Annotated in this window: 9 protein-coding genes; all 9 read left to right on the top strand. The window is 60.4% G+C overall.

Annotated elements, in window-relative coordinates:
- The first annotated feature begins 210 nt into the window (after positions 1-210).
- The gene (locus tag BLS41_RS01105; RefSeq protein ID WP_074762551.1) at positions 211-1,377 is read left to right on the top strand and encodes an ABC transporter substrate-binding protein; all 1,167 of its coding nucleotides are present in this window, start codon (positions 211-213) and stop codon (positions 1,375-1,377) included.
- Positions 1,378-1,798: 421 nt separating this feature from the next.
- Positions 1,799-2,959, top strand: a complete 1,161-nt coding sequence (locus BLS41_RS01100) for an ABC transporter substrate-binding protein (protein ID WP_074762550.1) — start codon at positions 1,799-1,801, stop codon at positions 2,957-2,959.
- A gap of 209 nt (positions 2,960-3,168) precedes the next feature.
- Positions 3,169-4,224 (top strand): branched-chain amino acid ABC transporter permease, encoded by a 1,056-nt coding sequence (locus tag BLS41_RS01095; protein WP_074762549.1) that lies wholly within the window; start codon positions 3,169-3,171, stop codon positions 4,222-4,224.
- 4 nt (positions 4,225-4,228) lie between these two features.
- On the top strand, positions 4,229-6,013 hold the full coding sequence (locus tag BLS41_RS01090; protein WP_074762548.1) for a branched-chain amino acid ABC transporter ATP-binding protein/permease: 1,785 nt from the start codon (positions 4,229-4,231) through the stop codon (positions 6,011-6,013).
- A gap of 11 nt (positions 6,014-6,024) precedes the next feature.
- Entirely contained in the window at positions 6,025-6,777 is a 753-nt protein-coding gene (locus BLS41_RS01085) for an ABC transporter ATP-binding protein (RefSeq protein WP_143026193.1), read from the top strand.
- A 174-nt stretch (positions 6,778-6,951) separates the two neighbouring features.
- Entirely contained in the window at positions 6,952-8,910 is a 1,959-nt protein-coding gene (gene mnmG / locus BLS41_RS01080) for a tRNA uridine-5-carboxymethylaminomethyl(34) synthesis enzyme MnmG (protein WP_074762546.1), read from the top strand.
- Positions 8,907-9,593 carry a 16S rRNA (guanine(527)-N(7))-methyltransferase RsmG gene (gene rsmG / locus BLS41_RS01075; RefSeq protein WP_074762545.1) on the top strand — a complete coding sequence of 229 codons (687 nt, stop codon included), beginning with the start codon at positions 8,907-8,909 and terminating at the stop codon, positions 9,591-9,593. The genes mnmG and rsmG overlap by 4 nt, the downstream gene beginning before the upstream one ends.
- Before the next feature lie 87 nt (positions 9,594-9,680).
- Positions 9,681-10,472, top strand: a complete 792-nt coding sequence (locus BLS41_RS01070) for a ParA family protein (protein ID WP_074762544.1) — start codon at positions 9,681-9,683, stop codon at positions 10,470-10,472.
- Between the two features lie 18 nt (positions 10,473-10,490).
- On the top strand, positions 10,491-11,378 hold the full coding sequence (locus tag BLS41_RS01065; protein ID WP_074762543.1) for a ParB/RepB/Spo0J family partition protein: 888 nt from the start codon (positions 10,491-10,493) through the stop codon (positions 11,376-11,378).
- The last annotated feature ends 120 nt before the right edge of the window (positions 11,379-11,498 follow it).

Below are 11,498 nucleotides of genomic sequence, written 5' to 3'. Positions count from 1 at the left end.
TTTCGATTAATCGCCATTCCATTTTTTCTCTAATTCGGAGACCCTTTTTTATTCACCGTATATCCGCTGATTCCACGCCACACAACCCTGCAAAATGCTTGCGGGGCCGCGCTTTCGTCCGCTAAACTCGCTATTCACCGACCGCTGGGTCGGTATTTAAATCTGCGGATTTAAATTCGAATGAATAACCGGGGTAGACAGAGGAGCGGGATGAAGTCGGCATTGCGTTGGATTAGCGCGGCATTGGTCGCTACGGGCGTATCTTCGGCATGGAGCACCCATGCATTCGCAGACGTGAAAATTGGCGTTTCGGTGTCGGCAACGGGACCGGCTGCATCGCTGGGAATTCCCGAGAAGAACACCATTGCGCTGCTGCCTAAAGAGGTGGCGGGGCAGAAGATCGACTACATCGTGCTCGACGATGCAACCGATTCCACCAATGCGGTCAAGAACGCCCGCAAGCTCACCAGCGAAGATCACGTCGACGCACTGATCGGCTCGACCGTCGTGCCGAATTCGCTCGCCATGATCGACGTCGCTGCTGAAAGCACCACGCCGATGATCTCGATGGCCGCGGCCGCCAGCATCGTCGAGCCGATGGATGCGAAGCGCGCGTGGGTCTTCAAGACGCCGCAAAACGACATCCTGATGGCCACCGCCATCGCGCAGCACATGGCGAATCACGGTGTGAAGACGGTCGCGTTTATCGGCTTCTCCGACGCGTACGGCGAAAGCTGGTTCAAGGAGTTCAGCAACGCCGCCACGCTCGCGAAGATCAAGGTGGTCGCAAACGAACGTTTCGCACGCAACGATGCGTCGGTCACCGGCCAGGTGTTGAAGGTGATGTCGCAGAACCCGGACGCGGTGCTGATCGCAGGTGCGGGTACACCGGCCGCGTTGCCGCAGAAAACGCTGAAGGAACGCGGCTACAAGGGCAAGCTTTACCAGACGCACGGCGTCGCGAATAACGACTTCCTGCGCGTGTGCGGCAAGGATTGCGAAGGCACGTATCTGCCGGCGGGTCCGCTGCTGGTCGCGGATCAATTGCCCGATTCGAATCCGGTGAAGAAGAGCGCGCTCGCGTACAAGCATGCGTATGAAGGCGCTTATGGCGCGGGCTCGGTGTCGACTTTCGGCGGTCACGCATGGGACGCAGGGCTGCTGCTGCAACGCGCTATCCCTATCGCGTTGAAGAAAGGCCAGCCTGGCACGCCCGCGTTCCGCGACGCATTGCGCGCCGCGCTGGAAAGCACCAAAGACATGCCCGCGTCGCACGGCATCTTCAACATGAGCGCGAACGACCACGCCGGCCTCGACCAGCGTGCACGCGTGATGGTGGAGATCGTCGGCGGCAAGTGGAAGCTGGCCGGCGACTGAGCGAAGGCAAACGATACGGGAACCCATCCAGAAAAGACGCGTGCAGTTGACGCGTCTTTTTTATTGCCCGTTTTACGCGATTGCACCGAGTGAGCGCTTCACGTGAAAAGTGTGGTTCCGTAGTTTCAGGACAAACCCGCATTAGCCGTTCAGTCTATTGACCGTCAATGATGCAGAACGCAATACTACTAACATGTTAGTGGTCTGCTCGACGAAGTCCGACAGAGAAATCGCAGCAGCGGGTAGTGGCGGTAGCAGCAGGGCAGTGGCAGCGTAGTGGCACCAAAAAAGACGGTGACGGCATTCATGTCGGGCAGGGGAAAACCATGCTTGGCACGCCTGAACCCAATAACTAGATTCAGACACCCGGTCGATGAGCCGGATTACAGATACGCGCTTCAAAAGCGTTTGGAGACTCGCAATGAAAAAGACCAGGCAATGGGTACGCACAGGCATCGCGATGGCGTTGATGTGCGGCGCCGGCGCAGCGTTCGCCCAGGTGAAGATCGGCGTGACGCTGTCCACGACGGGGCCCGCTGCATCGCTCGGGATTCCTGAGAAGAACACGATCGCGTTGCTGCCGAAAGAGATTGGCGGCAAGACCGTGCAGTACATCGTTCTCGACGACGCCTCCGACACCGGCAAGGCCGTGCAGAACACGCGCAAGCTGATCGACGAAGATCATGTGGACGCGATCATCGGCTCGACGGTCACGCCGAACTCGCTCGCCATGCTCGATCCGGCAGCCGAAGGCAAGACGCCGGTGATCTCGCTGGCGGCATCGGCTGCGATCATTTCGCCGATCGACGCAAAGCGCGCGTGGGCGTTCAAGCCGCCGCAAAACGACAGCCTGATGGCCGACGCCATCGCCGATTACATGGAGCGTCACGGCGTCAAAACGGTGGGCTTCATCGGCTTCGCAGATGCCTACGGCGACGGCTGGAACAACGTGTTCACGGCTGCGGCCGCTGCGCATCATCTGAAGATCGTGTCGAACGAGCGCTTTAACCGCACCGATGCATCGGTGACGGGCCAGGTCCTGAAGACGATGGGCGCGAATCCCGACGCAGTGTTGATCGCGGGGGCGGGCACGCCGTCGGCGTTGCCGGCCAAGACGCTGAAAGAACGCGGTTACAAGGGCAAGGTTTATCAGACGCACGGCGTCGCCAACAACGACTTCCTGCGCGTGTGCGGCAAGGATTGCGAAGGCGAGTTCCTGCCGGCTGGCCCGATCCTCGTGGCGGATCAGTTGCCGGATTCGAATCCGGTGAAGGCGTCTTCCGAAGCGTATAAGACGGCGTACGAGAAGGCCTATGGCGCGGGTTCGGTGGCGACCTTCGGCGGTCACGCATGGGACGCCGGGCAGATGCTGCAGGCCGCGATCCCCGTCGCACTGAAGACGGCCCAGCCGGGCACCGAAGCATTCCGCGTGGCACTGCGTGCCGCACTTGAGAACGTCAAGGAATTGCCGGTCTCGCACGGCATCATGAACACCACGACGACCGACCACAACGGCCTCGACAAGCGCGCACGCGTGATCGTGCAGATCGTCGACGGCAAGTGGAAACTGCAGAACGACTAACAACATAAAGCGGTACGCGCCTCTCGCGCACTCAGCGGCCTGACACGCCGCATTGCCATTCTGTTCGACGACAATGGCATCGCCCGCCGCGCCGTGTTCCGGTGCGGCGGCGTCTTTTCAGACATTGCAGGTCGGTGGACGGCCAGGAGTTTCGCCGCCACCTCGACCGGTTCCCGGTTTTCGATTTCGACGCTTCAGGACGAGGAAGTATGGATCTATCAATTGCGGCGATCCTCGCGCAGGACGGCATCACCACCGGCGCGATTTACGCGCTGCTTGCGCTTGCGCTGGTGCTGGTGTTCTCCGTGACGCGGGTGATCTTCATCCCGCAGGGGGAGTTTGTTTCGTACGGCGCGTTGACGCTCGCCGCCTTGCAGACACAGAAGTTTCCGGCCACGTGCTGGTTGCTGATGGCGATGGGCGCGGCCTGCTTCGTCGTCGAAGTAGGGGGCATGGCGCGGCACGCCGAGCGGCGCCGACACGCGGCTCGCACGCTGGCGCTGCTGGCCGGCAAATACCTGCTGTTCCCGATTGCCGTCTATGCACTGACGCGTGGCGTGTTCCTGCAACCGCTGCCGATGATTGTGCAGATCGCGCTGACCTTGCTGATCGTGATTCCGATGGGGCCGTTCGTCTACCGGCTCGCGTACGAGCCGATCGCGGAAGCGACCACGCTGCTGCTGTTGATCGTGGCGGTGGCGGTGCACTTCGCGATGGTCGGCCTCGGGCTCGTGATGTTCGGCGCGGAAGGTTCGCGCACGACCGCGTTTTCGGACGCCACGTTCAACCTCGGCAGTCTGTCGATCTCGGGGCAAAGCCTGTGGGTGGTCGGCACCGCGGCCGTGCTGATCGGCGCGCTGTACCTGTACTTCGATCGCTCGATCTCGGGCAAGGCATTGCGCGCGACCTCGGTGAACCGGCTCGGCGCGCGGCTGGTCGGCATCGGCACGACGCAGGCTGGTCGGCTCGCGTTCACGCTCGCTGCGGGGCTCGGCGCGCTGTGCGGCATCCTCGTGGCACCGTTGACCACCATCTACTACGACTCGGGCTTCCTGATCGGTCTGAAGGGCTTTGTGGGCGCGATTATCGGCGGACTGGTCAGCTATCCGCTGGCGGCTGCCGGATCGATTCTCGTTGGCCTGCTGGAGTCGTATTCGTCGTTCTGGGCGAGTGCTTATAAGGAAGTGATCGTGTTCACGCTGATCATCCCCGTGCTGCTCTGGCGAAGTCTTGCCAGCCCGCACGCCGAAGAGGAAGAGGAGTGACACGATGAAACGGATCATGCAAAACAGGTTCTTCTGGTTGTTCCTTGTGGTGCTGTTCGCGCTGCCGGTGTTGCCGCAGCCGATTCACGTCCCCGAGTATTGGGTGACGCTGCTCAACTACATCGGGCTGTATTCGATCGTCGCGATCGGGCTGGTGCTGTTGACCGGGATCGGCGGAATGACGAGTTTCGGGCAGGCAGCGTTCGTCGGCATCGGTGCCTATGCGACCGCCTATCTGACGACCACTTACGGCGTTTCGCCGTGGCTCGCGTTGATCGCGGGCGTGGTGGTAACGGCCTTGATCGCGCTGATGCTCGGCCTCGTCACGATGCGTCTGTCGGGCCACTTTCTGCCGCTTGGCACGATCGCGTGGGGCCTCGCGCTGTTCTACCTGTTCGGCAATCTGGACATGCTCGGCAAGTACGACGGCATTAACGGAATTCCAGTGTTGAATGTGTTCGGCATCAACCTGGAATCCGGTCGCCATATCTATTACCTGATCTGGGTGGTCGTCCTCGGGGCGGTTATTTCTGTTCAAAATTTGCTTAATAGTCGACCGGGGCGGGCGATTCGCGCGCTGCGCGGCGGCGGCATGATGGCCGAGGCGATGGGCGTCAACACCGGCTGGATGCGCGTGGTGATCTTCGTTTATGCGGCAGTGCTGGCGTCGATTTCGGGCTTCCTGTATGCGCATTTGCAGCGTGCGGTGAATCCGACGCCGTTTGGTCTGAACCATGGCATCGAATTTCTGTTCATGGCGGTGGTAGGCGGGGTGTCGCATGTGTGGGGCGCGGTCCTCGGCGCGGCGATTCTGACCGTATTGCAGGACTATCTGCAGACACTGCTGCCGAAGCTGCTCGGCGAGAACGGCAACTTCGAGGTCATCGTGTTCGGCATCTTGATGGTGCTGTTGCTGCAGTACGCACGACAGGGCGTCTGGCCGTTCGTCGCGCGATTTTTCCCGCGTGGTCCACGCGCGCATCTGGCCGATCACGCAGAGCCGTTGCCGCAGCGCAGCAAGCCCGCCAGCGGTGAAAGCCTATTGACGGTGAACAAGGCGCGCAAGCAGTTTGGCGGTCTGGTCGCGGTGAACGACGTCAGCTTCGAAGTGAAAGCGGGGCAGATCATCGGTCTGATCGGGCCGAACGGCGCGGGCAAATCCACCACCTTTAATCTCGTGACCGGCGTGCTTCAGGCGACGAGCGGCGAGATCACGTTCCGTGGCGAGCGTATCGATTCGCTGAGTTCACGTGAAATCGTCAAGCGCGGTATCGGCCGCACGTTCCAGCACGTCAAGTTGCTGCCGGGCATGACCGTGCTGGAGAACGTCGCGATTGGCGCGCATCTGCGTGGCCAAGCCGGGGTTTGGCGGAGCGTGGCGCGGCTGAATGGTGCGGAAGAAGCACGTCTGATGGCGGAAGCGGCACGCCAGATTCGCCGCGTCGGACTTGAGCAGCATATGTATGACGAGGCTGGCAGCCTGGCTTTGGGTCAGCAGCGGATTCTCGAAATCGCCCGCGCATTGTGCTGCGATCCGACGCTGCTGCTACTCGATGAGCCAGCCGCAGGTTTGCGCTATCAGGAAAAGCTGCAACTCGCGGACTTGCTGCGTCGGTTGAAAGCGGAAGGGATGAGCGTGCTGCTGGTCGAGCACGATATGGATTTCGTGATGAATCTCACCGATCGGCTGGTGGTGATGGAGTTCGGTACGCGGATCGCCGAAGGATTGCCGCAGGATGTGCAACAAGACCCGGCTGTGCTCGAAGCGTATCTGGGCGGGGTGGAGTGATGGAGAACACAATGAATGTTGTTGCGCCGATTCTCGACGTTAACGGGTTGTCCGTCCGATACGGCAAGGTTGAGGCGCTGCATGGCGCGGCGATCAAAGTGCGGGCAGGACAGATTGTCTCGGTGATCGGCCCGAACGGCGCCGGTAAGTCCACGTTGCTGAACGCAATCATGGGCGCATTGCCGAGCACGGGTCATGCAAAAGGCGCCGTCGTTTATCGGGATGAGGACGTGAGCGCGGTGCCGGTTGAAAAGCGGGTCGCGCGCGGCATGTGTCTGGTGCCGGAAAAGCGCGAGTTATTCGCCTCGATGACGGTTGAGGATAATCTGGTCCTTGGAGCGTATCGGCGAAAGCGGGCAGGGGAGCGCAATTTTCTCGACCAACTCGAACCGGTGTTTACGCTTTTCCCACGGTTGAAGGAGCGCCGCAAGCAGGCAGCCGGCACGCTTTCCGGCGGTGAGCGGCAAATGCTGGCAGTGGGGCGCGCACTCATGGGCAAACCCGATCTGCTGATGCTGGACGAGCCGAGCTTGGGCTTAGCGCCGCTGATCGTGAAGGAGATTTTCCACATCATCAGCGCGTTGCGGCAGACGGGCGTTGCGACACTGCTGATCGAACAGAACGCGCGGGCCGCGTTGCAAATCTCCGACTATGGGTACGTACTTGAAACCGGAGAATTGGCGCTGGAAGGGGCGGCGGCGGACTTGGCAAAGAATCCTCGTGTGATTGAGACATATCTGGGTCTAACCAAAAAAGTGGCCTAAAGCACGCGCCTTTCTGTTCTTCGCACTTCGAAGCGGTGTGTTTCACGTGAAACACACCGCTTTTTTTACGACCTGGTCATTCGGACGAAATTCGGGCCTAAACCGAACCCGTTATAATTCGCCCATACCTCTTCCTTTGAAAGGCTCACGCGACGATCTGGCGTGAGATCCGCAATGCTCTTTCCCACAGAATTTGACGTAATCGTCGTCGGCGGCGGTCATGCCGGCACCGAAGCCGCGTTGGCCTCGGCACGCATGGGCAACACCACGCTCCTGCTGACCCACAACATCGAAACCCTCGGCCAGATGAGCTGCAATCCGTCCATCGGCGGCATTGGTAAAGGCCATCTGGTTAAGGAAGTCGACGCGCTTGGCGGTGCGATGGCAGCCGCGACGGATGAAGGCGGGATCCAGTTCCGTATCCTGAATTCGTCGAAAGGCCCGGCAGTTCGGGCGACGCGCGCTCAGGCTGACCGTCTGCTGTATAAGCAGGCGATCCGGCATCGGCTGGAAAATCAGCCGAATCTTTGGCTGTTCCAGCAGGCTGTTGATGATCTGATGGTTGAGGGTGACCGCGTCGTCGGTGCCGTCACGCAGGTGGGCATTCGCTTCCGCGCTCGCGCGGTTGTGCTGACGGCGGGGACTTTCCTCGACGGCAAGATTCACGTGGGCTTGAACAACTACACCGGTGGCCGTGCCGGCGATCCGGCGGCGGTGTCGTTGTCAGCGCGTCTGAAGGAATTGAAGCTGCCCCAGGGTCGCCTCAAGACGGGTACGCCGCCGCGTATTGACGGCCGTACGATCGACTTTTCCCAACTCGAAGAGCAGCCGGGTGACCTGGATCCGGTGCCGGTGTTCTCGTTCCTAGGTCGTGTCGAACAACATCCGCGACAAGTGCCGTGCTGGGTTACGCACACAAACGAGCGTACCCACGACATTATTCGTGGTGGACTCGACCGGTCGCCGATGTATACCGGCGTGATCGAAGGGGTGGGGCCGCGCTATTGCCCGTCGATCGAAGACAAGATTCACCGGTTTGCGTCGAAAGAATCGCATCAGATTTTCCTCGAGCCGGAAGGGCTGACGACCAATGAGTTCTACCCGAACGGCATCTCGACGAGCTTGCCGTTTGATGTGCAGTTGGAGCTTGTCCGTTCGATGCGCGGTTTGGAACACGCGCACATCTTGCGACCGGGCTATGCGATCGAATACGACTATTTCGATCCGCGTGGATTGAAGGCTTCGCTGGAAACCAAGGTGATTAACGGGTTGTTCTTCGCAGGCCAGATCAACGGTACGACCGGGTACGAAGAAGCGGCGGCGCAAGGTCTGCTGGCTGGTATCAACGCCGGTTTGTTTGTGCAAGGCAAAGACGCATGGTGTCCGCGCCGCGACCAGGCTTATCTGGGCGTGTTGGTTGATGACCTCGTGACACGCGGCGTGTCCGAACCGTATCGGATGTTTACCAGCCGTGCGGAATATCGCTTGAGCCTGCGGGAAGATAACGCCGATATGAGGCTGACCGAGATTGGTCGCGAGCTTGGCGTAGTCGACGACATCCGTTGGGATGCATTCAGTCGTAAACGTGACGCTGTTTCACGTGAAACAGAGCGTCTGCGTACCACGTGGGTGAATCCCAAGACATTGCCAGCCGACGAAGCCACGGCGCTTCTCGGCAAGCCGATCGATCACGAATATAGTCTCGCGGATCTGCTGCGCCGTCCGGGCGTCAGCTACGACGGCGTGTGCGGACTGCGCGCCGGCGAATGCGCAGCACCCGAAGTACTCGCCGAAGACGAAGTATTGCTCGCTCAGATCAAGGAGCAGATCGAGATCGGTATCAAGTATCAGGGATATATCGATCGTCAAGCTGGTGAAATCGAGCGCAATGAAGCTCATGAAAGCACGCGTTTGCCGGAAGGGCTGGACTACGCGGAAGTCAGAGGCCTGTCCTTCGAGGCGCGTCAGAAGTTAACGCAATTCCGCCCGGAAACTATTGGCCAAGCGTCGCGGATTTCCGGCATCACGCCCGCCGCGATTTCGCTGCTGATGGTTCATCTGAAGCGCGGTTTGGGACGTCGTTCGACGAAACCTGCCGTACCGGGCTCCGACAACACGCCGGTGACGCAATGATGGTGGGTCAGAAGGGGAGCACAGCCTCGCAGGAGTTGGCGTCGTTGCTTGCAGACGGCGTCAGCGAACTCGGCCTCGAATTGAGCGACGCCCAATTCAACAAGCTGCTGGACTACGTCGCGTTATTGTCGAAGTGGAACGCCGTCTACAACCTGACGGCGATCCGCGATCCGCGGCAAATGTTGATCCAGCACATTCTCGATTCGCTTTCGATCGTGCCGCACCTCGCGCCGCTCGGCCCGTCGTCGGTTCTCGACGTGGGGTCAGGCGGCGGTATGCCGGGCATCGTGCTGGCGATCGTCCTGTCCGAATGGACTATTACCACGAACGACATCGTTCATAAGAAGACGGCGTTTCAGGCTCAGGCAAAGGCCGAGTTGGGCCTGACGAATCTGTCCGTGGTGACCGGCCGGGTTGAAAGTTTGAAGCCGGGCGCCGAAGTACCTGCAAAGTTCGACGTAATTGTCTCGCGCGCATTCGCAGAACTGTCGGATTTCGTTACACTGGCCCGTCATCTGGTTGCGGAGCAGGGCGCGATCTGGGCCATGAAGGGAGTGCGCCCGGACGGCGAGATTGAGCGTCTGCCGGCAGGTTCTCACGTGGAACAGATCATCCGGCTGAACGTGCCGTCTCTTGACGCCGAGCGCCACCTGATCAAGGTTCTGGTAGACGGCAACAATTAACCACGTAGCCACGATTCGCAATTTGCGACTTCGTCAGAATCAAATAGCAATTCTTCTTCATCTAGCAGTAAAAGGGACATTCCAACGATGGCAAAAATCTTCTGCGTTGCGAACCAGAAAGGCGGCGTCGGCAAGACGACGACCACAGTGAATCTGGCCGCGAGTTTGGCAGCGCAGGGACAGCGAGTCCTTCTCATCGACCTGGACCCGCAGGGCAACGCCACGATGGGCAGCGGCATCGACAAGGCAGCGTGTGCGAATACTGTCTACGAGGTGCTCGTAGATGGCGTGTCGGTCGCCAATGCGCGAATCCGTCCGGAAGCCGTGGGGTACGACGTGCTGCCGGCGAACCGGGAGCTCGCGGGTGCGGAGGTTGAACTCGTCAGCGTGCAGAACCGTGAGCGGCAACTGAAGATCGCACTCGCGGCGGTCGAAACCGAATACGACTTCGTGCTGATCGACTGCCCGCCGGCTTTGTCGCTGCTCACGCTCAACGGCCTGTGCGCCGCGCATGGCGTCGTCATCCCGATGCAGTGCGAGTACTTTGCGCTCGAAGGTCTGTCCGACCTCGTCAACACGATCAAGCAGGTGCATGCAAACCTGAACCGTGACCTCAAGGTCATCGGTTTGTTGCGCGTGATGTTCGATCCGCGTATCACGTTGCAGCAGCAGGTTTCGGATCAACTGAAAGAGCATTTCGGCGACAAGGTTTTCGACGCGGTAATCCCGCGCAACGTGCGTCTCGCCGAAGCACCCAGCTATGGCTTGCCGGGAGTGGTGTTCGATAAGGCTTCACGTGGTGCGCAGGCGTATGTGCAGTTCGGCGCGGAAATGATTGAACGGGTGCGCGCCTTCAATGACGCGCCCCAGGCGTCCTAAGCGGATCGAGGAAGCACAATGAACGCAGTAGCAAGAAAGAAGGGATTGGGCCGGGGTCTGGAGGCGCTGTTGGGTGGCACGGCCGACATCACCGAGACGGCGACGATCGAGGGCGCACCGAACGTGTTGCCGCTCAGCAAGATGCAGGCGGGTAAGTATCAGCCGCGTACGCGCATGGATGAAGGCGCGCTGCAGGAGCTGGCCGCCAGCATCCGCGCGCAGGGGTTGATGCAGCCGATTCTTGTGCGTCCCATTTCCGCGGACAAGTACGAAATCATCGCGGGCGAGCGGCGTTTCCGGGCCGCACGTCTGGCGGGTCTCGACGAAGTGCCTGTGCTGGTGAAGGATGTGCCGGACCAGGCTGCCGCCGCGATGGCGCTGATTGAGAATATTCAGCGCGAAGATCTGAATCCTCTGGAAGAGGCGCAGGGCATCCAGCGCTTGCTCGACGAGTTCAATTTCACGCACGAACAGGCGGCGGAGTCGGTTGGCCGGTCACGTAGCGCAGTGTCGAATCTGCTGCGTCTGCTCAATCTGGCGTCGCCCGTGCAGACCATGCTGCTGGCTGGCGATCTGGACATGGGGCACGCGCGCGCGCTTCTCGCCGTCGATGCCGCGACGCAGATCACGCTGGCTAACCAGGTGGTTAATAAGCGCATGTCGGTGCGCGAAACCGAAAAGTTGGTGACGACGACGACCAAAGCCGCGCCGGCGGTCAAGGCGCGTGCGAATCAGGATGGCGGGCGCGATACGCGTCGGCTGGAAGAGGAGTTGTCGGATTTGTTGTCGGCAACGGTGAAGATCAAACTGGGCCGACGCGGACGTGGACAGGTGCTAGTGGACTTCGGCGATCTGGATGCGCTAGAAGGGATTCTTGTGCGCCTGCGCGGTAATGCGACGGCCTGATCCGCACATTGCATAGACGCAGCGCGGAATCGACGGGCGACTCGTTATCGAGTCGCCCGTTTGCTTTTGAGCAGATGCTGGCGCTTTTGTTTGCGCTGGATTCCTACGGCAGCGAGAGCA

Origin of the sequence: Paraburkholderia fungorum (assembly GCF_900099835.1) — a bacterium.
Taxonomy (GTDB): Bacteria; Pseudomonadota; Gammaproteobacteria; order Burkholderiales; family Burkholderiaceae; genus Paraburkholderia; species Paraburkholderia fungorum_A.
The sequence above is the reverse complement of the archived record's forward strand: the minus strand, read 5'-3'. Positions and strand labels throughout refer to the sequence as shown.